General features: G+C 44.1%; 22 protein-coding genes and 1 pseudogene. 10 read left to right on the forward strand and 13 right to left on the reverse strand.

Annotated elements, in window-relative coordinates:
• Window positions 1-145: 145 nt before the first annotated feature.
• Window positions 146-751: a superoxide dismutase gene (locus HMPREF0083_RS10580; protein ID WP_021621323.1), complete on the reverse strand. Its 606-nt coding sequence runs from the start codon at window positions 749-751 to the stop codon at window positions 146-148.
• A gap of 295 nt (window positions 752-1,046) precedes the next feature.
• Here HMPREF0083_RS10580 and HMPREF0083_RS10585 point away from each other — a divergent pair.
• A pseudogene (locus HMPREF0083_RS10585) lies at window positions 1,047-3,164 on the forward strand (heavy metal translocating P-type ATPase); the annotation flags it as partial.
• A 101-nt stretch (window positions 3,165-3,265) separates the two neighbouring features.
• On the opposite strand, the gene pdaA reads toward HMPREF0083_RS10585, so the two are convergent.
• The 5 genes from pdaA to HMPREF0083_RS30130 form a co-directional block, all read right to left on the reverse strand.
• A complete protein-coding gene (gene pdaA / locus HMPREF0083_RS10590; RefSeq protein WP_021621325.1) occupies window positions 3,266-4,045 on the reverse strand; it encodes a delta-lactam-biosynthetic de-N-acetylase in 780 nt (259 codons plus the stop codon).
• A 231-nt stretch (window positions 4,046-4,276) separates the two neighbouring features.
• Entirely contained in the window at window positions 4,277-4,822 is a 546-nt protein-coding gene (locus HMPREF0083_RS10595) for a shikimate kinase (protein WP_021621327.1), read from the reverse strand.
• 39 nt (window positions 4,823-4,861) lie between these two features.
• Complete coding sequence (gene aroD, locus HMPREF0083_RS10600) at window positions 4,862-5,686, reverse strand: type I 3-dehydroquinate dehydratase (protein ID WP_021621328.1); 825 nt, start codon at window positions 5,684-5,686, stop codon at window positions 4,862-4,864.
• 119 nt (window positions 5,687-5,805) lie between these two features.
• Complete coding sequence (locus HMPREF0083_RS10605) at window positions 5,806-7,497, reverse strand: DUF2339 domain-containing protein (RefSeq protein WP_040302346.1); 1,692 nt, start codon at window positions 7,495-7,497, stop codon at window positions 5,806-5,808.
• Entirely contained in the window at window positions 7,434-7,712 is a 279-nt protein-coding gene (locus HMPREF0083_RS30130) for an LrgB family protein (RefSeq protein WP_148315951.1), read from the reverse strand. Before HMPREF0083_RS30130 ends, HMPREF0083_RS10605 begins: the two co-directional genes overlap by 64 nt.
• A 140-nt stretch (window positions 7,713-7,852) precedes the next feature.
• On the opposite strand from HMPREF0083_RS30130, the gene HMPREF0083_RS10610 reads away from it, so the two are divergent.
• From HMPREF0083_RS10610 to HMPREF0083_RS10630, 5 genes are all read left to right on the forward strand, one after another.
• Window positions 7,853-9,097: an MFS transporter gene (locus tag HMPREF0083_RS10610; protein WP_021621330.1), complete on the forward strand. Its 1,245-nt coding sequence runs from the start codon at window positions 7,853-7,855 to the stop codon at window positions 9,095-9,097.
• A gap of 13 nt (window positions 9,098-9,110) precedes the next feature.
• Entirely contained in the window at window positions 9,111-10,787 is a 1,677-nt protein-coding gene (locus tag HMPREF0083_RS10615) for a PucR family transcriptional regulator (RefSeq protein WP_021621331.1), read from the forward strand.
• A gap of 95 nt (window positions 10,788-10,882) precedes the next feature.
• Complete coding sequence (locus HMPREF0083_RS10620) at window positions 10,883-11,593, forward strand: FHA domain-containing protein (protein ID WP_021621332.1); 711 nt, start codon at window positions 10,883-10,885, stop codon at window positions 11,591-11,593.
• Between the two features lie 182 nt (window positions 11,594-11,775).
• Window positions 11,776-11,994, forward strand: a complete 219-nt coding sequence (locus tag HMPREF0083_RS10625; RefSeq protein WP_021621334.1) for a hypothetical protein — start codon at window positions 11,776-11,778, stop codon at window positions 11,992-11,994.
• A gap of 502 nt (window positions 11,995-12,496) precedes the next feature.
• Window positions 12,497-12,994: a metallophosphoesterase family protein gene (locus tag HMPREF0083_RS10630; protein WP_021621336.1), complete on the forward strand. Its 498-nt coding sequence runs from the start codon at window positions 12,497-12,499 to the stop codon at window positions 12,992-12,994.
• Window positions 12,995-13,127: 133 nt separating this feature from the next.
• Here HMPREF0083_RS10630 and map read toward each other — a convergent pair whose 3' ends face one another.
• Both map and HMPREF0083_RS10640 read right to left on the reverse strand, forming a co-directional pair.
• Complete coding sequence (gene map, locus HMPREF0083_RS10635) at window positions 13,128-13,874, reverse strand: type I methionyl aminopeptidase (protein ID WP_040302347.1); 747 nt, start codon at window positions 13,872-13,874, stop codon at window positions 13,128-13,130.
• Window positions 13,875-14,187: 313 nt separating this feature from the next.
• Window positions 14,188-15,021 (reverse strand): aldo/keto reductase, encoded by an 834-nt coding sequence (locus HMPREF0083_RS10640; RefSeq protein ID WP_021621339.1) that lies wholly within the window; start codon window positions 15,019-15,021, stop codon window positions 14,188-14,190.
• A gap of 212 nt (window positions 15,022-15,233) precedes the next feature.
• Between HMPREF0083_RS10640 and HMPREF0083_RS10645 the strand changes: the two genes are divergently transcribed.
• On the forward strand, window positions 15,234-16,358 hold the full coding sequence (locus HMPREF0083_RS10645) for a UDP-N-acetylmuramoyl-tripeptide--D-alanyl-D-alanine ligase (protein WP_021621340.1): 1,125 nt from the start codon (window positions 15,234-15,236) through the stop codon (window positions 16,356-16,358).
• Window positions 16,355-17,131 carry a D-alanyl-D-alanine carboxypeptidase family protein gene (locus HMPREF0083_RS10650; RefSeq protein WP_021621341.1) on the forward strand — a complete coding sequence of 259 codons (777 nt, stop codon included), beginning with the start codon at window positions 16,355-16,357 and terminating at the stop codon, window positions 17,129-17,131. Before HMPREF0083_RS10645 ends, HMPREF0083_RS10650 begins: the two co-directional genes overlap by 4 nt.
• 6 nt (window positions 17,132-17,137) lie before the next feature.
• On the opposite strand, the gene HMPREF0083_RS10655 is transcribed toward HMPREF0083_RS10650, so the two are convergent.
• Complete coding sequence (locus tag HMPREF0083_RS10655) at window positions 17,138-18,601, reverse strand: sigma-54 interaction domain-containing protein (protein WP_040302349.1); 1,464 nt, start codon at window positions 18,599-18,601, stop codon at window positions 17,138-17,140.
• Between the two features lie 112 nt (window positions 18,602-18,713).
• Complete coding sequence (locus tag HMPREF0083_RS10660; RefSeq protein WP_021621343.1) at window positions 18,714-19,268, reverse strand: DJ-1/PfpI family protein; 555 nt, start codon at window positions 19,266-19,268, stop codon at window positions 18,714-18,716.
• A 144-nt stretch (window positions 19,269-19,412) separates the two neighbouring features.
• On the opposite strand from HMPREF0083_RS10660, the gene HMPREF0083_RS10665 reads away from it, so the two are divergent.
• Window positions 19,413-19,799, forward strand: coding sequence for a winged helix-turn-helix transcriptional regulator (locus tag HMPREF0083_RS10665; RefSeq protein ID WP_021621344.1), 387 nt, complete (start codon window positions 19,413-19,415; stop codon window positions 19,797-19,799).
• 11 nt (window positions 19,800-19,810) lie between these two features.
• Here HMPREF0083_RS10665 and yidD read toward each other — a convergent pair whose 3' ends face one another.
• From yidD to HMPREF0083_RS28725, 3 genes are all read right to left on the reverse strand, one after another.
• Window positions 19,811-20,038: a membrane protein insertion efficiency factor YidD gene (yidD, locus tag HMPREF0083_RS27180; protein ID WP_021621345.1), complete on the reverse strand. Its 228-nt coding sequence runs from the start codon at window positions 20,036-20,038 to the stop codon at window positions 19,811-19,813.
• 16 nt (window positions 20,039-20,054) lie between these two features.
• Window positions 20,055-21,077 carry a CobW family GTP-binding protein gene (locus HMPREF0083_RS10670; RefSeq protein ID WP_040302350.1) on the reverse strand — a complete coding sequence of 341 codons (1,023 nt, stop codon included), beginning with the start codon at window positions 21,075-21,077 and terminating at the stop codon, window positions 20,055-20,057.
• 165 nt (window positions 21,078-21,242) lie between these two features.
• A complete protein-coding gene (locus HMPREF0083_RS28725; protein WP_040302351.1) occupies window positions 21,243-21,587 on the reverse strand; it encodes a DUF1516 family protein in 345 nt (114 codons plus the stop codon).
• A 229-nt stretch (window positions 21,588-21,816) separates the two neighbouring features.
• Here HMPREF0083_RS28725 and HMPREF0083_RS10680 point away from each other — a divergent pair, with 229 nt between their 5' ends.
• Window positions 21,817-22,758, forward strand: coding sequence for a YqaJ viral recombinase family nuclease (locus HMPREF0083_RS10680; protein WP_021621348.1), 942 nt, complete (start codon window positions 21,817-21,819; stop codon window positions 22,756-22,758).
• Window positions 22,759-22,774 lie beyond the last annotated feature (16 nt).

Consider the following 22,774-nt stretch of genomic DNA (forward strand, 5'->3'; position numbering starts at 1 on the left):
TTATTATGAGGCGGCATTCTTTACCATGTTTTCTCCATAGTACATTTTTGTGGAAGTATACGTGTACATAAGAAGAAATTACATTATGGTAATGATAGTATAGCACACTTTTTGCTTTAGGAAAATATTTTTCCTTAGGTAAAAATTAATTGGCTTTCTGATATCTTTTTTCTACCTCGTTCCAATTTACAACGTTCCACCATGCATTGACGAACTCAGGCCGTCTGTTTTGATATTTCAAATAATAGGCATGTTCCCAAACGTCGATAATCATGAGAGGTATCTTTCCTTCAACAAGTGGAGTATCCTGATTTGCCGTACTGATTACTTCCAGCTTGCCGTTGTGTAAAACAAGCCAACCATATCCGCTGCCAAAACGACTAATAGCGGCTGTAGATAGCATTTCTTTCATCTTTTCAAAGCTTCCAAAACAAGTCTGAATGGCTTCGGCAAGTACACCTGAAGGCTCTCCCCCTCCATTTGGACTCATAACCGCCCAGAAAAGAGAGTGATTGTAATGGCCGCCCCCATTGTTTTGTACTGCGGTACGGATAGAATCGGGAATATCATGCAGGTTGCTTAATAACCATTCAATTGATTTATCGGCCAACGCATCATGCCCTTTAAGAGCCGCATTTAGATTGTTGACGTATGTAGCGTGGTGTTTGCTGTGATGAATTTCCAACGTTCTGGCATCGATATAGGGTTCAAGCTCGTCATATGCGTAGGGTAAGGTTGGTAATGTAAACATTGTAAGGTAAATGCCTCCTTTTATTGCAAAATGTATTTCGACTACTACTATACAATAAAAGTTTCTCTTAGTAAACTTTTTTTACTTAGGTAAAATAATGGTTTTATACAATTGCAACAAATAAAATAAATGTTCTTTTAACGATTGACAAATAATAAGAATGCAATATAATCAATATATGAATAGATGCTCATGTTTTCAATATGGTTATTAAGCAAAGCTTGTACGGCGTATATTCTGTGCAATTGTATACACAGATGAGTGAATAGGGAAAAGAGGGGAATGAGTGATGGCGATAAGGAAAGAGCTATTGTTAGAGGGATTGGATTGTGCAAACTGCGCCAATAAAATACAAGGTAAAGTGCAAGAATTGAACGGTGTTGAAACAGCAAGCGTCAACTTCGTATCAAGGCGGTTGATGATACAAGTAAAGGACGGAACAGACGTGCAGCATGTAGTAAAGCGGGCGAAAGCAACAATACATGAATTAGAACCGCATATACGAGCCATAGAAGAAAATAAGGATTCCCATCACGAACATGCACACGAGCACAATGCACACAATGCGAAAAAAACGTTGATTCGACTCGGGCTTGGTGCAGTTATTGCCCTTGTGGCGGGGCTGGCAAAGCTGCCTCTTCCGCTGGAATTCTTTCTATTTTTGCTTAGTTATGTGATTGTTGGTGGAGATGTAGTGCTCCGTGCGTTCAGGAATATTACGAGGGGGCAAGTGTTTGACGAGAATTTTCTGATGACTGTTGCAACAGTAGGTGCATTTTGCATCAAGCAATTCCCGGAAGCGGTCGGTGTCATGCTCTTCTATCAGGTGGGGGAATACCTGCAAGGGGTTGCAGTAAATCGTTCCCGTAAATCGATTAGTACTCTTATGGATATACGGCCGGATTATGCAAATGTTAAAATCGGAAATGAAATCAAAACCGTTTCCCCGGAAGAAGTGCGAATCGGCGATAGTATACTTGTAAAACCAGGCGAAAAAATCCCATTGGATGGAGAAGTTATTGAAGGAAATTCCATGCTTGATACGTCCGCTTTAACCGGTGAATCTGTGCCAAGGCAAGCAGGACCTGGGAGTGAAGTGCTGAGCGGCTGCATTAATAAAAACAGTGTATTAACGATTAAAGTCACAAAAGAATACGGCGAGTCTACTGTGTCAAAAATTTTGGATCTTGTGCAGAATGCCAGCAGTCGAAAAGCCCCAACAGAAAACTTTATTACAAAATTTGCCCGTTACTATACACCAGTAGTTGTGCTAGGTGCTTTGCTGCTGGCAATTGCGCCTCCCTTGCTGATTTCTGGTGAAACCTTTTCTGATTGGGTATATCGTGCTTTGGTATTCCTTGTTATCTCATGCCCATGTGCTCTTGTCATTTCCATTCCTTTAGGATTTTTTGGGGGAATTGGCGCGGCATCCAAAAAAGGGATTCTGGCAAAAGGGAGCAACTATCTTGAAGCGCTCAATGATGTGAAATACGTAGTTTTTGATAAAACAGGTACAATAACAAAAGGAGTATTTCATGTAACAGATATTCAAACTCGGGGCGAGCGAACAAAAGAAGAACTATTGGAGTATGCTGCTGCTGCGGAATTGTACTCTAACCATCCTATTGCACAATCCATTATGCAAGCGTATGGAAAAGACATACACAAAGATGATGTGGAAGATTACGAGGAGATTTCGGGCCATGGTATTAAAGTGACCATCCACGGTAGATGCGTGCTGGCAGGAAATGCAAAATTAATGGAGAAGTCGAATGTAGAGTTTGTTGTTCCGGATACATTCGGTACGGTGGTGCATATCGCGATAGATGGAGCATATGAAGGATACATTGTCATCTCTGATGAACCGAAAGAAGATGCGAAGCATGCCATCCAGCAATTAAAAAAATTGGGCATCAAAAAGACTGTTATGCTAACGGGTGACACACAAAGTGTAGCGGAAAAAGTCGGAAGGCAATTAGGATTCGACGAGGTGTATGCCGAACTCCTTCCGCAAGATAAGGTCGAGAAGCTGGAGAGACTAGATGCACGAAAAGATGCAAAAGAAAAATTGATATTTGTTGGTGATGGCATTAATGATACACCGGTTCTAGCGAGAGCTGATGTAGGTGTTGCTATGGGTGGAGTAGGCTCTGATGCGGCAATTGAAGCAGCAGACATTGTCATTATGACAGATGAGCCATCCAAGATAGCTACTGCTATTACTATCGCCAAACATACCCGGAAAATCGTCTGGCAGAATATTATTTTTGCATTAGCGGTCAAAGGTTTTTTCCTGCTGCTCGGCGCGCTTGGTATCGCAACGATGTGGGAGGCCGTTTTCTCAGATGTTGGCGTAACTGTATTAGCCGTGCTGAATTCCATGAGGGTGTTAAGGGTGCGCGGTATAGAATAGAAGGAATAAAAACTCGCTTGGCATATGCCTGGCGAGTTTTTATTGTTGGTGCAGCAATAAATTCGAGTCTTAATAAGGCTTCTACTGATTGAAGCTTCGCTTTATTGTTTTTTGGGGGGAAGCTGTTTTAGGCTTTTAAATTCGTATCCTTGTTTACGCGCATCGTCAATCATTTTTCCCATTGCATCGGCATTGTCTTTGGAAACCGAGTGGAGCAGAATAACCGCGCCTGGGTGAAGCTGCTGCATGAAATTATCATATGCGTATTTCCAGCCTCTTTGCGCCTTTGTATCCCAGTCTTTGTAGGCAAGGGACCAGAAGACGCTCGTATATCCAAGCTGTTTGCTTACTGCTAGCGTTCGCTCGCTAAAAATTCCTCTTGGTGGCCGCAGGAAGGGCACTTCCTTTTGTCCAGTAACCTGGGTGATTCCTTCCTTCACTTTTTCGAGTTCTTCTTTAATCTTGTCATTTGAAATTTGACTCATGTCCGGATGGCTCCAGGAATGATTCCCGATTATATGTCCTTCCTTTGTCATTCGCTTTAGTAAATCGGGCTGATCTTTAATGTAGTGCCCGGTGACAAAAAAGGTGGCTGGAACTTTCTTTTCCTTTAGCGTATCAAGAATTTTTACTGTATAGCCATTCTCATAGCCGTTATCAAACGTAAGATACAATTCTTTCTTCGTCGTATCCCCCAGAAAGATAGCTCCATGTTTCTCCACAATGTCCTTGAAGCCTTCTTCATCGATAGAGGGGAGTTGACCATTTTTGCTTTTTTTAAAGCCGAAGTGGTAAGTCGTATCCCGATAGCCCTCCGCTGTGTACAGCGGCAATGAAACAACGAGCAGAACTAGAGAAATAAAAAAGAGTACACGTTTCATTCGCACATTCACTCCCAAATATTTATGTAGCTTTTTTTAAAAACCGTTAGGAATAGGTTTCCAATAAAAACGAGAAGTTATGTGCTTGCTACAAAATGAAGAGCAGACGGTAAAATTTACCGTCTGCATATGTTTGATTTTTATCCTGCCTCAACGAGGGACAAACAGGGCCTTTCGTCTTCCATGCCGAGCATCTGTTCAGGATGGCACTGGATAATCAACATCCTTGACTTATATATTGTTATGCTGTAACTTTTTTACGATAAAGTCAGCCACTTCCTCAGGAGTTTGATTATCGGTGCGAATTTTGAGATGGTGTTTGGAATAAGCGAGTTGTCTTTGTTGGAATAACTCATGGATTTCATCGAGCGTTCGATTGTGCAATACCGGCCGATTATCGACAAGGATATCCATCCGCTCCTTCCAGGAATTCCATGATAAATCAAGCAAAAGCACAAGGGAACTGGTTAAGCATGTTTGTCTGATTTCCGCTTGCTGAAAAGCTCCCCCTCCCAGAGAAACGATTTTATTATGCTGATTTTTGCAAATATCGATAACCGTTTCCTTTTCTATTTGGCGAAAATGCTGTTCACCAAATTCTTTAAACATTTGCGGAATGGGCATATTGTATTTTTCTTCAATATACTGATCAATGTCTATAAAATCTCTGCCGAGCTTGGTAGCGATAAGCTGGCCTACGGTGGTTTTTCCTACTCCCATGAAACCGATTAATACGATATTTTTCTTGTTAACAGGAATGCCTGTTTCCTTGTTCATGTACGTTATACTCCTATTCGTTATTAACTGGTGACCGTTTTATTCTTCGCCTGTTACCCTCTGAAGAATAGCAAGCACTGTCTTCATGTCTTCAATAGGGACCTGTCCGGGAGCCGAACTGTTCTCCCCGACAGCAAAAGTAACCGCAGAACCGAAAATGCCTCCGAACATGCGGGTGAGAGAGCCGTATGCACCCATCGACATTGTTATTACCGGTATTTTCATTTTTTGTTTGGCATCAAGCGTAACATGCAGCAGGGTAAGGACATCCTCCAGATGATTTGGCATCACGGCGATTTTGGCGATATCCGCTTGCATGTGTTCTGCTTCTATGAGTTTTTCGCTTAGTGCATCGACTTCCGGCGTACAATTGAAATTATGGTATGACATAATCATTTTAATGCCGTGTTTCTTTGAAATGTTTCGTAAATGATTGACATCTTCCTTCACATTCATTAATTCATAATCAATAATGTCTACGTTTCCGCTTTCGCAAATAGCTGAATACAGACGTACCACTTGAGACTCTGATAAAGAAATCTGCTCTCCTCCCTCTTTAAAAGAGCGTCGCGTGAAAATAAGCGGCGTATCTTTAGCTATATGCTTGATGCTTTTGGCCAGATCGATAACAGTACATGTGTCAGCAATTCCTTCAAAGAAATCAACGCGCCATTCCAGCAAGTCAGGCTGTTTGGCAAGGATTTTCTCTGTTTCATATAGGATGGCTTCCCGGGTTTTTCCGACTAACGGTGTACATATGAGCGGTCGTTTGCCGTCGCCTAATCGTCTGCCCGTCAGTTCAATCTGTTTTGTCGTTTTGATGATAATCAATCCTCTTTCGTTAATGAAAATAATTGAACTCATTCTACATGTCGTTGTACAAACTTGCAATCCTATTTATAAAAAATATTTCGAAATAAAAATGCCCCGGAGCGGCAGAGCTAGCTGCGCGCTTCCAGGGAATGCATGTAAGTGGAACTTCTTTATTCGGATATCGTATTCTGCTTTTTATCTTTGTATCCTGTATAGAATAGGCGGGATATCGCAATACCGATACCGCCCAGAACAATGAATAGGATGGCCCGGAAGAGAAGGGACACGTTTGGTAAATCAATAAAAATAACCTTCAATAAAGTGACGAAAATCAAAATGACACCAAACAGGCGAGAGCGTGCATCTTTCTTAATCATGCCGTATAGGACGGCAATGACTGCGTATAGCACCCAGACGAACGACACAGCTAAATGCTTCATATCAAACGAAAGATTTTCAGCCAGAGCGTTCGTTTCCCGGGTTAAAAAAAGCAGCATAAGTGCGGTATGCACGGTGTACAACACTGTAAATATATTTGGATTTGATGGGGTTATATGTGCTTGTGCAACTTTTATATTGCTGTAAAACGTAATAACAAGTCCTAGCCATAATGCCGTCTCAGTGGAGATAACCTGTTCGATGGAATAATCGAGTGCCGATAGAGAGCCGAACAAATAAAGAACAACGGCGCTTCCGGTAAGCAGACGAGAATGCAGACGGATACCGGCATAAAAAGCGGCGGTTGCTTCGAGTAGAATTACCAGATGAATAAGCGGCTGATTATCAATCGTATGTGTAAAATAAAATGCCAGTGAGAAGGAAGCAACCGTAAGAAAAGTGCCTGCTGTTTTTGTATTCCGTTTCCAGAAATAAATGGCGAGAAAGCCGTGCAACAGAAAGCCGGACAGCAAGAACCATTGAACGGATGTTGTGTCGTATCCACCATGTATCCAAAGTAACGTTAGTAAGAAGCATGCGAACAGGACGCCTGTTTGCGAATGTGTATACGAGCGGTGAGCAAGAAAGCAGGTTAGCAGAATTGCATACTGCGCAACGGAACCTGCAGCTAATATGTCTATGTCTCCTAGTGTACCGATCGCATAAGCGGCGAAGGCTGCCTGCAACAGAGTGGAGGAGGAGAGGTAAAGCATGATGTATTGCCGATGTAGGGCGAAATACAGAAATCCCCCGTACAGAACTACCTCATAGCCGACAAATAACCAGGCGCTCGGTTCCTGGCTTTCCACAAGAAACGGAACAAGGCACCCTGCAAGCGAAGCGAGAATGGCGAGTGCTTCTGAACGGTAGCGGTAAGCCAGGTACATGCCACCTGCAATCCAGACCACATTGAGCAAGAAAGCGGGCAAAGCCGGGATAAAATCGTATAGTGCATGCATCGCGAATGTTGTTAGCATCGTTAAGCAGACAGCGCCGCCGAGCAGCACCTGACCGAGTGCATGTCGCTGCTGTTTTACTTGTTTGTCTCCTAGCCAGAGAAAGGCACCTGAAGCGAAAAAGCCAAGTAGCACACGAACGGGCTCTGTAATGAGCCCTTTATCAATAGAAACCTTGAATGCCCAAATCACACCCAGCAGAAGCACAACAATGAAGATACGGGGAAGCCAGATGCGACCGATAAGGTGCTCCCAATCTGTTTCTTCAGGTTCAGGTGCAAGACTTTCCCATGAAAGGGATGACTTGTGTTGCGTCTCCCCAGAAGAAGCCGGGGGCGGAGGAGCCATATTTTTTATTGGTTGATGGATCGCTTCTTTCTCATGAAACATTTCTTTTAAACGGGTCACTTCTTGTTCCAGCGAAGCGATCCGCTTTTCAAGTTCAAGAAATTCCTGGTCTTTTTCCAAATAACGTCTCTCCTTTCCTTCTTGTACCAATTATGACACAAAAAAGTGGAAAGAAGTAGTATAGAGGCGATGATGTCATCGGACAGATGAAGAGCCTGGGCAATGAGCACACCGGAAATCGTGGCGGACAGTGCCCCTGCTGTAAGGCCGACAAAAGCAGGAAAGCTATACTTCATAATAAGCCGTCGATTTTTATATAGAGGAACCGCTAACATGAAATAGCTACACAATGAGGGGGAGGTATTTTTGTGCAATTGGCATAATGACAGCACTTCTTATTCCTCTATAGAATAGATGCAAACAGGTTCTCCCTTTTAATGAAAGAAAAGAAGAGAACCGAAAGGGAGGGAGACAGTTGAAAGCACAGTCAACAGCAGAGGCTTATGCCCGGCGCACGATTCCTTATTGGGCCAAAATCGTGGCCCTTTTCTTCGTAAGCTGGTTATTTATTTATGGCAACCGGGCCATTCTCACACCAGTAATCGGAGAGGTAAAAGCTGATTTTGGAATGACCAACGCCCAGATCGGATTGATGAACAGCTTGTTCTTTTTGGCATATACTGTTGTCCAGATTCCATCAGGTATTCTTGGAGACACTTTTTCGAAAAAATGGGTTCTTATCCCGGGTTTTTTCTTGTCAGGTGTCTGTCTTGCTATAACAGGTGCTGCAGAAAGCTTATGGATAGCGATTGGCGCATGGACGCTTTCAGGCATAGGACAGGGAACGTATTATGGGCCACAGTTTGCGTTATCTTCACAGGCTCTCCCGGGAAAATACCGTACGCTTGGCAGCGCAATTATTAATAGTGGCGGTGCGTTCGGTCTTTCGCTAGGGTTTATGGTTTCAAGCTATTTTACACTTTCTCAAGGATACAGCTGGCGAATTTCCTTCTATCTTTTCGCAGCTTTGACCATTATGGTAAGTTTAATTATGTGGGTGATTATAAAAGAAGAACCAAACATGCGCAAGGAAAAAACAAAGAACATCGAAACATCCGATTCATTCGCGGCTACTCCCTCGATGAAGACGCTGTTTACGAACCGCAATCTTCTTGTTAGCTATGCCGTATCGTTTTGTTCTTTGTACGGATTTTCTGTTATGGTGACATGGTTACCGTATTATTTGCAGACAGAACGGGAATTTGACGGCAGTGAAGCCGGTGTGGTCTCTTCTTTGCTTGCCTGGGCTTCATTGCCTGGTGCTCTGGCCTTCAGCTGGCTTTGCGACCGTTTAGGCAAGCGTAAGTTGCTAATGGCGATACTGATTCCGTGTGCGGCGTTGTCTACTTTAATCCTTGCTTATTCCCATAATCCCGTCTGGATTATCATTGCGCTTATTTGCTATGGACTTACAGGAAAATTAGCGCTTGACCCTGTTCTCATCGCATTTGTTGCGGATAATGCACCAAAAGAATTATATGGAACCGCTTTTGGCGTTTATAATTTTGTTGCGATGAGCTCAACAATTTTTGCTCCCTATCTTACGGGGTATTTAGCTGATCGTCTAGGTAGCATGGAAATCGGGTTTTACCTGTCTGCAGGCTTACTTATGATTGGTGTTTTCGCTTTGTTTTTTGCCAGGGAAAAAGGCAGAACGTAGGATGGTGAAATGAATGGATATGGCGGATGTGTTAAGAATTCCGCTTCTTGCAAATGCATCTGTAGTTGCAGGCTGTTCAGGCCTGACGCGTATGGTGGAAAATGTAAATATGATGGATGCACCTGATATTATTGGCTTTTTACGACCGAATACCTTGCTGTTGACGACTGCGTACGCGATGAAAGAGGCACCGCATGAAATCAGTAAACTTGTTACCCGTATGGCCGAAAAGGGATGCGCCGGTCTGGGTATCAAGACAAAACGGTTTCTTGATGAAATTCCGACACTGGCGCTTGAAGCCGGCGAGCGTCTGGGCTTTCCTATTATCGAGATTCCACTCGACGTAGAACTTGGAGATGTATCCGCCCAAATTATTAGCCGTATCCTAAATACCCAGACAGAAGAATTAAGTTATGCGTTAGATATGAATAAACGATTCAGCCGTCTTGTCATGGGTGGACATGGCATTGCTGATGTGACGGCTGCATTGTCTTCTGTTATATGCAAACCGGTACTCCTGTATGATCATCGGGCCCGTCTGCTGGCTGAGGCATATCCGGACGGAAGTCATAGCCGCTTCCTGACAGGTTTTAAGGCACAGCTACAGAGCGTTATGGAGAAGAAAGCGAAACACACAGACTTCCCGGCCTGGTTTTCCCTGTGTGTGGTTCCGGAGAAAACAGGAGAAGAGGTAACCTTATTTTCGTTTGATACGGGGCAGCAGCGTCGTGGGTTTATCGCTGTTCCGGGGGTAATAGGGGAAGACGAGGCGCTTTCCTTACAGGCCATTAAGCAGGCCGCCAACGTATTTGGCTTTGATTTTATGAAGCAGTACGCATTAGAGGAGCATATGCGCCGTGCAAAAAATGAATTTTTAAGCGATGTACTTGACGAGGTAACCCGTTCGGAGGAAGAAATCGCCAGCCGCGGCAAGCGTTATGGGCTGCATAAAAACAGGGCCTATCAATGCATTGTGGCTAAAGTAGATGACAGTTCAAAGCTATACAGCAAAACATTCATCCATAAAGAGGAGCAAATCCGCGGATTTAAAGATCGATTGTATGAAAAGATGGAAGAGGTGCTGGCGCACCGGGAAGAAGACGCTGTTTTGTTTACAAAAAGTGAATACTTTGTCATTTTGGTTCCTCTTGTGGAGAGGAACAAGGAGGATAAGCGGGAACTGATACAGATTTTAACGACTATTCAGGAGGAAGCGGAAAGAAACTTTCAGATCAATCTTTCATTCGGTATCGGCAGCGAAGCGGATCGATTATCAGACATTGCATATAGCTTCCAAAAGGCATTAGAGGCATTGCAAATGGGCTATGCCTCCCGTAAAATCGGCTTTATTGAATCCTATAGGATGAAAGAGTTAGTCGATGTTCTTCGCTTGATTCCTGCTGAGACGTTGGACAATTTCTATCGCGGTACGTTGAAAGAACTGGCAGAACCTGATGAAACGGAGAAGGCAGAGTTGGCCCGTACGCTGGCGGTATATTTGGATAACCATTGCCAGGTTGGTGAGACGGCTAAACAACTTTTTCTACACCGGAATACTGTGGCATACCGTCTGAATAAGTGCGAAGAGATTCTCGGATATAGTGTGAAAAGCCCGAATGATACACTACGACTTCGTGTTGCCTTTCTTATTGGCTCTATGCTACGGCTGAATCAGCAGATAGAAAGTTGACACAAAGCCACTTATCGCGTAAAACAGTATTGTTGGCATACCTTGACAGCTTTTAATTCGAGGAAGCGTGCTGATGTATCAAAGCAGATTTATATATGTCAGAGGTGAAGAGAGTGACGGAAGGGGTTTTTTTGCGAATTGACAAGGGCGAGCCTCATCGAGAAAAAGAACTTGTTCCGCTGCAGGAAGGAGAGTTACTGTTAGGGCGTATCGGCAGAGAGAATGCGCCGGATGTTACGTTCACAAGTCCGTATATTTCCCGAAGACATGCCGCGATTCGCTTTGAGAACGGTCAGTTTACCATTACGGATCTGGCAAGCAAGCATGGGGTACAGGTAAACGGCTATGAAATTGAACAAAATCGGCCGTACATACTGAAAAACAGCGATAAAGTTAATTTAGCTCAGGGTGTCGTGCTCCTCACTTTCGTTAACAATAACGAAATTGAACTGGAGCCAACTCTGGAATTTACAAATCCTTTGTTGAAGATGCAGGCAGAACCGCAAGGGCTGGTCGTTTATCCGGAAAGACGGGAAATCTTGATTGATGGGTGCCCCTTACTTCTATCAGGCAAGCATACGGAACTGCTTATTATGCTGTATCAGAAGCGAAACCAGGCGGTCAGCTATGATGAGATTAAGGTAAAGATATGGCCAGAGAGAATAACGGATGAAAGCCAGAAGGCTCCTGATGTTGGAAGAGATGAGATTAATGCCCTTATTTATCGCTTGCGTAAAAAGCTGGGCAGTTATGGGGAACGCATTGTTACCGTATCCCGTTACGGCTATATGCTGGATTTAGAGTAGGATAACAGGATGCATAATGAAAAGCAAGGAAAAGAACATATGTTCAATGATGACTCCTTGCTTTTTGAATTATTATCAGAATATTCAATCCATTATCATGAAAAAATCATCCCCTCGCCATGTTTTCTTTTACTCTATCGAAGTACACTTGTTATAAGGACATATAAAGCGAGGGATAAGATATGAACTATCATGTTGAAGGGACGTTTTCCTGGGACGCTGACGGTTTTCCTGCGATTCGATTAGAAAACGGGACAATGCCGCTCGCCGATGGAAAAGAAATTAGGGTAAGCAACGGAGAAGATTGGATAAGCGGTATTCATATATACGGTGATCTTCTTCGCGGTGACAGAATAGAAATGCTGCAGCCGGGAGCTAGAATCAGGATTCTCAATAAATGAACCATTACATATATGTGAAAAAATCAGCCACCTCTACAATAGCTATTTAGTTTAGAAGGTGGCTTTTTGCTATATTGTTCCAGCTTACATGTTTTTTTTTGCTCTTACTTATAATAACTTACCATATACTTCATTTACTATCCGGATAGCCTGCTGCTTACGTTTGAAGAATTTTATGGTCGGCTGAAATCCCGGCTTCTTGGTATTTATACGAATTAGAAATTTTGTAACAGAAATTACTCAGTTTAGTATGTGAATTATGTTATAAATATAGATAATGGTCTTATTGATTTGTGATTGCTTGTAAGGGGGTACATGATATGAACGAAGCTAGCACCGTAAAAAAAGTACTTATTGGCACTTTCGTGCTCGCTGACATTGTATTAATTGTCGGTACATTGTATGTGGTTTTGACTAAAGGAATGTTTTGATAAATCGGTTAAAGTCGCCTTTGTTGGCGACTTTTTTCATATATTCACAAGATTATAAGGAGGAAGGCTGAATGCGTATTGGAGTTGTTGCAGATACACACATGCCGTCACGAGCGAAGCAGTTACCCGAAGCACTCATACAAGGTTTACACGGTGTCGAGCTTATTTTGCATGCTGGGGATTTCACATCGCCTGAGGTTATCACACAACTTGAAACGATCGCACCAGTGGAAGGTGTAGCTGGAAATAACGACGGGGAGGAGATCGTTTCCAGGTTTGGACGTAAAAAGGTGCTTGTATATAAAGGATTCCATATTGGCCTAGTGCATGGAGACGGGAAGAGCAAAACAACGGAACGTAGAGCACAAGAGGCATTTGCAGCAGAAGAGGTTGATATTATTATTTTCGGCCATTCTCATACCCCGCTGATGCGGGAAGTTGAAGGCGTGCTGTTATTCAATCCGGGTTCTCCTACGGATAAACGGCGGCAACCTCAATTTTCATATGGGATTCTGGAATTAGGAGCGGAGCTAAGGGCTGAACATTATTTTTATGATTCGAAATCGTAGTATTTAGCACTACATAAAAAATGTCCCGTTCTTTTCTTTAGTAAGCAAAGAATAACTCGCGGGGTGGTTGCCTGTGCAATAATTTGGCTGGTGTCAAGCTTGAATAAAGGTAGCAACACCCGCGAGTTTTTTATTATTGCTGTGTCAAGATGAGCGGGCCGTCTTTTGTAATAGCGATAGTATGTTCATACTGCGCCGACAGGCTCCCATCAAGCGTTCGTGCCGTCCAGCCATCGTCTTCAACATACATTTTATACGTACCGACATTAATCATCGGTTCAATGGTAAAGACCATGCCTTCCTTCAGACGGGCGCCTTTTCCCGGTTTGCCTACGTGCATGAATGTAGGCTCTTCATGCATCGATTGCCCGATGCCGTGTCCGAGCAGGTCGCGTACAACCGAGAAACCTGCTCCTTCTGCATGAGTTTGAATGGCGTGCGTTACATCACCGATCCGGTTTCCTACAAGAGCTTTTTCTATGCCCAAATTCAGACATTCACGAGTCACTGTTAATAGCCGCTGTGCTTCTGCGGAAATCGTACCAACCGGATATGTCCAGGCTGAGTCTGCCAGCCAGCCGTTCAGGTTGACTACCATATCAATGGTGACAATATCGCCGTCTTTGAGCGGTGTTTTGCTTGGAAATCCATGTGCGATGACATCGTTAACGGAGGCGCAGGTAGCAAACGGAAAGCCGCGGTATCCTTTTTGCTCAGGGGTTGCTTTATGCTTTTTCAGAAATTTTTCCGTGAAGTTATCGATTTCCCTTGTTGTAATGCCCGGCTCGATTAAGGAAGCGATTTTTTTGTGGCAAGCTGCGAGAATTTCTCCCGCTTCCTTCATTAGTGAGATTTCTCTTGCAGTTTTCAAAATAATCATATGCATGGCTCCTCTATCTCTGTGTTTATATTATTTATCATATCTTTCTTGAGCCTTGTTTGCCATTAAACTTCCTCTTTTTTTGTTTAATCGGAAAATGGGGTTGGTATTATGTAGTAACAAAAATATTAATGTAGACCGAAATAAAAGTGAGGGGCCGGGCGTGTTTTATTGCCTGGCCCCCGTTATATTATTTGCATCATAAATTGCACTTTATATCCGATTCTCTTATCGACAGTGATAGAAAGAAATTCCGCAGATGTATCATACTCAATATCTGCTTCCTATTCATACGTGTGTTCCTTTCCTATGCTTAAAAATCGAAATTATCCGGATCAGGACCGATGCGTTTGTTCTCGTTAAGTGCATCGATTCGCTTCATATCTTCCGTCGATAATGTGAAGTTGAATACATCTGCATTCTGAATAATTCGTTCTTCATGCACAGATTTTGGAATTGTAACGACTTCATGCTGCAGATCCCAGCGCAAAATAACCTGAGCCGCCGTTTTTCCGTATTTGTCTCCGATTTCGGTCAGTATCGGATGCTTCAGCAGATCGCCACCTTGTCCCAATGGGCTCCATGCTTCCATTTGAATTCCATGTTTTTTGCAGAAAGTGCGCAGTTCTTCCTGGTTGAGGAGAGGATGAAACTCCACCTGATTAACCATAGGCGTAATCTCGCTGTCTGCCATCAAATCTTCAAGATGGTGCGGCTGGAAGTTGCTGACGCCGATGGCACGCACCCGTTCTTCTGTATACAATTTCTCGAGGGCACGCCATGTATCTTTATATTTTCCTTTAACAGGCCAGTGAATGAGATACAGGTCAAGATATTCGAGGCCCAGCTTGTTCAGGCTTGTCTCGAATGCTTGTAGCGTAGAATCGTAACCCTGGTCTGCATTCCACACTTTCGTGGTGATAAATAGTTCTTCACGTGACACGCCGCATTCCTGAATAGCCTTGCCGACCCCTGTTTCATTGCCGTAGACTGCCGCAGTATCTATGCTGCGATATCCTGCTTTTATAGCCGACTTGACTGCGTTTTCTACTTCGCTGCCTTCCTTCGATTTCCATACTCCAAGGCCGAGCCAGGGCATTTTGACACCGTTGCTGAGTGTTGTATCTTCTGCGAGATGATTTGCCATGTTCTCTCCTCCTTTATGTAGTTCAATTCTTATCCTACCATATTTTTAACGATTTCATAAAAAGCTAATCCGTTGTATATCCGTAATAGCTTTTTTTATTTTTTCCGGCTTTGTAAAAGATGAAAAGGCGATGTGTAGCACACGCTTTTTTTCACCTGCTGCATACATTGTGGTAAACAAGTTTTGCAGCGCAGACAGAGGAGAGGATTGATGTGCCTAAAACGCTTATTTTGAGTAAGCCTGTCATTGCCATTACCGGTAGCGCCGGAAAAACAACGACAAAAGAAATGATTGCCTCTATTTTAAGAACAAGATGGCGTATTTTTGCCTCATACCGCAGCTTCAACCAGCATACGTGCTCTGCGCACAATGCGAAGCGGATTCGCCCGTTTCACCGTGCTGCAGTACTTGAATTCGGCATGGGTGCACGTGGACAAATCCGAAAGCATTGTCAGTTCATCCAGCCCAATATGAGTGTTGTTACGAATGTCGGCACAGCGCACATCGGAAATGTAGGGGGAAGTGTACATGGCATCGCCCAGGCAAAATCGGAATTGATAAAGTATATGAAGCAAACGGGCTATTTGGTGACAAATGCGGACGATTTGAATTCTGAACTGCTAGAAACAAAAGCATTTCAGGGGACGATTGTTACCGTTGGAATTCACAAGAAAGCGGATTTCCAAGCGGTCAATATTCATTATAAGAAGGGCGGAATGGGGTTCGATGTACAGCTTGACAAGAAACTGCAATCGTTTTATATTCCGATTTACGGGGAACACAATGTGTATAATGCATTGAATGCCATTGCCATCGCCCACGCACTTGGATTTACATCGAAAGAAATACGCTCCGGGCTTGCTTCGTACAAGCGGACGCCCCACCGTCTGAATGTCTTCCGTTATGGAAGGGGGCTTACATTGATTGACGATTCATGCAGCGCTAATCCTAACGCTGTACGGGCTGCGCTTGACGTATTGAGCAAAATGGACGGGGAAACGAAGATCGCTGTGTTGGGTACGATGCTTGCGATGGGCAAATATTCGTCCAAAGCCCATGAAGAAGTTGGGAAATATGTAGCAGATGCCGACATTGATTATTTATATACGTATGGTAAAAAGGCGAGGCTTATTGCATCAGGTGCTATACGTTCCGGTTTTCCGGCTAATAGAATTAGGATGTTCGAGACGGAAGCTACGCTACGCCGTTCAATTCTTGCCTGTTTGAAACCGAACACGGTCATCCTGCTCAAAGCCTCTCACAAAATCGGGTTAGAGAAAACGGTACAGTATGTAAAGAAACGGGCAAAAAGCAAAGGGTGGAAGCAGTTGACATGAGTCGGAAGGAAGCTAGTATGTCTTTGCCGCTTACTGCCAGGGCAGCTTGTCTTATGGATACGGGGAATGGACAGATATTGTGGGAGAAGAATGCCCACAATCCATTGCCTCCCGCTAGCATGACCAAAATGATGACTGCACTGCTTGTAATCGAACGAGCAGTTGACATAAAATCTTCACTTAGGGAACAAGTTCGGGTGAGCCGTCGGGCCGCCGCTGTTCGCGGGTCTAGTATGAAACTCCGTGCTGGGGAACGGATTACCGTCCATGCTCTTTTGACAGGACTTCTAATCGCGTCTGGAAATGACGCCGCCGTCGCGTTGGCTGAACATGTGGCCGGAAGCGTTCCATCATTCGTAAAACGAATGAATGAAAGAGCCGTACGTCTTGGGCTTATGAATACGCAATTTCGCAATCCGCACGGCTTATCTGTTCAGGATCATTATTCTACCGCTTCTGATATGTGTGCCATCGCACGTGAGCTTATTCGGCATAAAGAAGTATTACGCATCACTTCGCGTAAACGCATGATCGTACGACGAAACGGACGCACAAATCATTTGCTTCGCAATACAAATACGCTGCTCGGGACGTATCCCGGTGTCGATGGATTAAAGACCGGGTATACGCCCCGTGCGAAATATTGCCTGTGTGTTACCGCCCCACATCCGAAGCTGGGGCGATTGATCGCTGTCGTGATGGGAACGCCGACCAAAAAAAAGCGGAACGAAGAAGCGGCAGCCTTGCTTGCCTTTGCAGATACGTTCACATAGAACCAATTAGCTATCAAGCGTAAAGCCCATCCCGTATTTGCGCATACGATACTGCAGGCTTTGTCGGCTAATGCCGAGTTCACGGGCCGCCCGTGATACATTGTTGTTGTTCTTCTCGATGACCTGGCGGATGTATTTTTTTTCGAATGCCGCCATGCGGCTTTTCAGGTCATGTGGGACATGATCGAAGCTTGTGTCCGTCTCTTTCGCTTTTGCTTCAACAGGCAACGGACTTACGTCGCATACCGGAATATCTTCGGCTTCGACTTTTGATAGGTGCAATAGCTTTCGCCGGATATGATGAGGTAAATGCTGCATGCCGATTTCCGTCTCATCGGCAATGAAGTTCATTGTTCCTTCGATTGCATGTTCAAGTTCCCGTACGTTGCCTGGCCAACCGTATTCACGAAAGGAATCCAGTACGTCCGGGTCGATGCTCTCTACATTCATATCGAATAATCGATTGTATTTCTGGATAAAGTGAAAGGCCAATCGTTCAATATCAGGTTTGCGTTCCCGAAGGGGTGGAATGAACAGGGTGACTACGCCAAGCCGATAATACAAGTCTTTACGCAGGCGATCACCGGCGATTGCGTCGATCGGATCTTCATTCATTGTCGCAATGATACGTACATCAATCTCCATATCTTTTGTATCGCCGATGCGGCGAATCTTCTTCTCCTGTAGGGCACGCAGCAGTTTGGCCTGCAGGGGAGGACTCATCGAATTAATCTCATCAAGCAGGAGCGTGCCGCCACGCGCTTGTTCGAATAAGCCTGGCCGTTCAATCGCCCCTGTAAATGCGCCGCGTTTTGTGCCGAACAGAAGCCCTTCAATAAGGTGTTCCGGCAATGCCGCACAGTTCTGGGAGATGAATGGGCCAGATGAACGAGAGCTGTCATTGTGGATGCTCTGGGCGAACAATTCTTTACCTGTTCCGGTTTCCCCGACGATGAGTACGGAGGAGGAAGTACGGGCGGCGCGGCGTCCCATTTCGATGACTTCACGAATGGCAGCGCTTTCTCCGATAATGCTCTCAAATACATAGCGCGTGTCCTTATCCTTTAGAAAGTTTTCGCGGAGCATATGCTCCATGCGTGTAATGTCGTTGGCGAGTTCGAGCGCAGCGATTGCCTGTCCTTGCTCCTGAATAGGGAATGTATTGTTAATCGTTGTTATTTGCTTGCCTTTTGCGTTGAAGTACGTTTGCTTGACGTTTTTTGTCATTTCTCCCTGGTGGAGTGCACGCAGCAGGGTACTTTCTTGCTCTTCAGTAAACGTAAATACATCAAGCAAGTTTTTTCCAAGCACTGTTTCTTTTTTCATTGCTTCGATTTCAGACATTTTTTCATTGTATATAATCGATACGCCATTTTCATCGATAACATGAATGCCCTCGTTAATCTGGTCAAGAATATATTCATAAATTTGCAGCTTGCGTTCCATTTTCTCTTTTTCTACTAAGTTCATTTTTTGCACCTCGTTCCATTGCTGGTTTTGTACCTGCAATAAAATTAATCATGGATATGCAAAAAAATCAAGCACATAAATAAAAACGGGGCAGAACCACCCCGTTTTTCCATTATTTCGCTTCCATTTGCCGTACGAATTCGCGCATTAATTCCGGAAGATTGTTCCAGGCGTGACCGGAGATGAGATTTCGATCGACATGGAACTGTTCATTTATATAGATAGCTCCGCATGCCTCGACTTCTGGCTTGCATGCAATGTATGCGGTAAGCTCGCGATTTTTTAATACGTCACGAAGTACGGTAAGCGATACGCTAGCGTGACAAAGAATCATAATTGGTTTATCCGCTTCAAAGAAGTGGCGTACGATGCGTGAGAAATCTTCGTGCATGCGGATATGCTCCGGTGCTCGTCCACCTGGAATAATCAATCCGTCATAGTCTTCTGGACGAATTTCGGCAAAAGCCTTGGTTGCTTCTAGCTGATAGCCCCGTTTCTCAGTAAATGTCTCCCAATCTTCAAAGTCATGCACAACAGTATGCAGGGTTTTCTTGTTTGGAGCGGCAATATCAGCCTCATAACCTTGCTCAAGTGCGCGATAATAAGGATAATAGGCTTCTAGGGCTTCAACGGCATCGCCGGTAACAATCAATACTTTTTTTGTCATAAATGAAACACCTCTCTAGTTAGAATGCTTTATGCATAGTTGATTGTACCTGTATTGGCGATGAAACGTGAAGAACGCACTTTTTTGTGCGTAGGTATCATAAAAGATACTATAGAAGAAGGATGCGGATAGGAGAGTTGCAAAATGGCAGGCGATTTACGTAAAGATATTAAGAAACGGATTGCGGAGAAAGACTTTAACTGTGAGAAAGAATTAACGTTGTCCATTATAAGCGGAAAGTGGAAGATCGTAATTTTATATCACTTGGGTGTGGACGGTGCGTTGCGTTTCAGCGAGATTCAGCGTCTATTTCCTAAAATTACGCATAAAATGCTAACAAATCAGCTGCGTGAGCTTGAAGAGGATGAGGTAGTGCAGCGCCATGTATACCCGGAAGTTCCACCGCGTGTAGAATATTCACTAACTGAGCTAGGTCAGAGCCTGATGCCAATTATCCAGATGATGTATGAATGGGGCAAGGCAAGAATGAGAGAATTGAAGAACGCAGAAGAGGAAAAGAGACATATTTAGGCATGTCTCTTTTATTTATGCTTTTTTTTCTCGGGGACAGGATCTATGCCGCCTGGGTGGAATGGATGACACTTCAGCAAGCGCTTAACGGTTAACCATCCTCCTTTAAGCGCACCGAAGCGTTGAATCGCCTCCAACCCGTAATGTGAGCAGCTTGGATAGAAGCGGCAGGACGGAGGGAGGAGAGGCGAGATAAACCGTTGGTAGAAACGAATGATGAAAATAAGTACTGACTTCATGGTGAAACTCCTTTGCTTACTGCTGTGTTGCCGTCTCCCGGAACAGCTCATGCCATTTTTCGTGGATTTCTTCTACTGGCAAATCGATGCCGATAAGCACTAGATAACAATCCGTGATGTCTTCGATTTTCTCCCATTCTGTTCGCTTGGCAGCGTATTGCATGAGATACATGCCGTCTTTTCCTGTAATAGGGAGATAGCCTTTGGCACGCAATAAGTACGGATGATATGCCTTTAGCAGTTTTTCCAGTTTTTTTGCCTGTATGGCTCCATGTACAGGTAAGGTAGATGTCTGTACCCTGGAATATGATCCTTCGGCTGTTTCCGTATGGGCAGGGTGCTGATCATGTTTGTGCGGCTGTGCCGGGGAAACGATATTGAATAGTGGCTTTTTATATTTTCCGGCTTTCGGAAGCTGCGTTATGGCTTCAAATACAGAACTTAGGTCAACCTCACTATAGGTTGTAAATATAATCGGTGAGCGTTCGTTCTGTTTGTGCAACGCTTTCAGTAATTTTGATTTGTGAGTTTCCTTCATATCCTCCGTTTTGTTGACAATAATAATATCTGCAACTTCTACCTGGCGCTTGACCGTACGTACCAGGTGCCTGTCTATCTCGAAGATGCTCGTATATTCGAGGTAATAATAGGAGTCCAGTGTAGTCAGGATCGTATGGAAGCGAACTTTTTCCTTTAATTGGGGTTCCGTCAGCATATCGATTACTTCTTCAGGATTCGCCACTCCAGTTAGTTCTATGAAAATAACATCCGGTTGCTGGGCCAGAAGTTTTTCCATGCTGCCGATAACCTCGCTTTTTTTGCTGCAGCAGATGCAGCCATCGAGCAATTTTTCCATGATTTGTCTTTCTTGCATGGTCGCATTAACCAGGCGCCCGTCTACGTCAATTGTACCAAGTTCATTCATTAGAACGGCAGATTGCAGATTGTGTCGGGTCGCTTCTTGTAATAGACGAAGCAGCAGTGTTGTTTTGCCACTGCCCAGAAAGCCGCTTACTATGACAACAGGAATTGGTGGCATACGTTTCCTCCTCATACCCAAGCAATATATGCATTGTAAAGATTTGTTTATACAAGATTATACCGTACCCTTGTCTTTAAGCACAAAGAAATGTGAAAAATCGGTCGCTATTCAAAAAGAAAAAGAGTGCCGTTAGATAAACAGCACTCTTTTTATGTGTACATATTAGCCGATGACGGCGTAGCCTATATAAAATACGGCGACTATATCGATAAAGAATAAAATCCAGAGCAAGGGAATATGCATTCCTTTTTTTCCCCTGACTAAAATGGATTCCATTAAAGCAATGAGTATAAGTGCAAGGGAGCCTTTTACGAGCGTAATCGGCATTGCGTTTAATTGTATTATGAGTCTGATGCCTGTATAAAGTACGAATAGATAGATCAGACGCAGTATCATGTGTGTAATTAGTTGACCGCGCACCTTTTGCCGACGCAGTAGAATGTAGCTAATAAAGAAAAGAGTGAGGGCAATCATCCAGAAACTTGAGTGTAAGTCAACCGACGACATCGAACATGTGTCTCTCCTCGCTATTATGTAATTGGCTATTGCTGCATTTTTCATATTGTCCGCACAATAGACCCTTTTAACTATATCATAGGATGCGACTCTTTTGTTCGTTGTATCGTACCATATCGTGCGAAAGCACGGAATGATATGTTTTTTCCATTGGAAAAAGGGGGAAAGTATAGTTAGGAAGTAACTGAAACGGCAACGTAAAATAATCAAAGGAGGAAACATGCAGGCAATACGACTTGTAAATACAACCGATCTTGCGCACGATGAGTGGCTGGCCTGGCGCAGAAAGGGAATCAGTGGAAGCGATGTAGGGGCCATCTGTGGCGTGGATAAGCATAAATCGGCGATTGCTGTCTATCTGGAGAAAGTAGGACAGACAGTGGAGAAGGAAAATACGGAGGCGATGCACTTCGGGCATGTGCTTGAAGAAGTTATTGCAGACGAATTCTCCCGCAGGACCGGGTATAAATTACAGCGCCGGAATGCGATTCTGCAACATCCCGATACAGAATGGGCCATCGGCAATATTGACCGACTCATTCTCGATGCTGAACGCGGCAACGGCGTGCTTGAGATTAAAACCGCCTCTGAATATATGCGCAAGGAATGGGAGGAGGAAGGAATTCCAGAGGTCTACCAGCTGCAGCTCCAATGGTATTTGTATGTGACAGGTCTGAGATGGGGAGCGTTTGCCGTGCTTATCGGCGGCAATACATTTCATTACCATATTATAGAACGGGATGAGGAGCTGATTGAGCTTAGTGTACAAATCTGCGGGCATTTCTGGAATAGCCATGTCCTCGCTCGTATTCCTCCATTGCCGGATGGGAGCGAAGCAGCAACAGAATTGCTTGGACAAATGTATCCTGAAGGGGAAACGGACAGCGTTATGGTGCTGCCGGATGAAGCCGAAGAGTTGATTGGTCAATGGGAACAGGCGGAACAAGATATACAAGAAGCCGAAACGCGCAAAAGGGAAGCCGAGAATCGGCTTAAAGCATTAATTGGCCGATACGAGACCGGTATTACGAATGAACATCGTATTAGCTGGAAGAATATCTCCCGCAGGACTGTAGATGTGAAGGCACTTAAGGAAAAGCGGCCAGATATTTATGAGCAGTTCGTCCGTCCGACGATGTCACGTCGTTTCTTAATTACGTAAACGTAACAGGAGGCAA

Origin of the sequence: Aneurinibacillus aneurinilyticus ATCC 12856, assembly GCF_000466385.1 — a bacterium.
Taxonomy (GTDB): Bacteria; Bacillota; Bacilli; order Aneurinibacillales; family Aneurinibacillaceae; genus Aneurinibacillus; species Aneurinibacillus aneurinilyticus.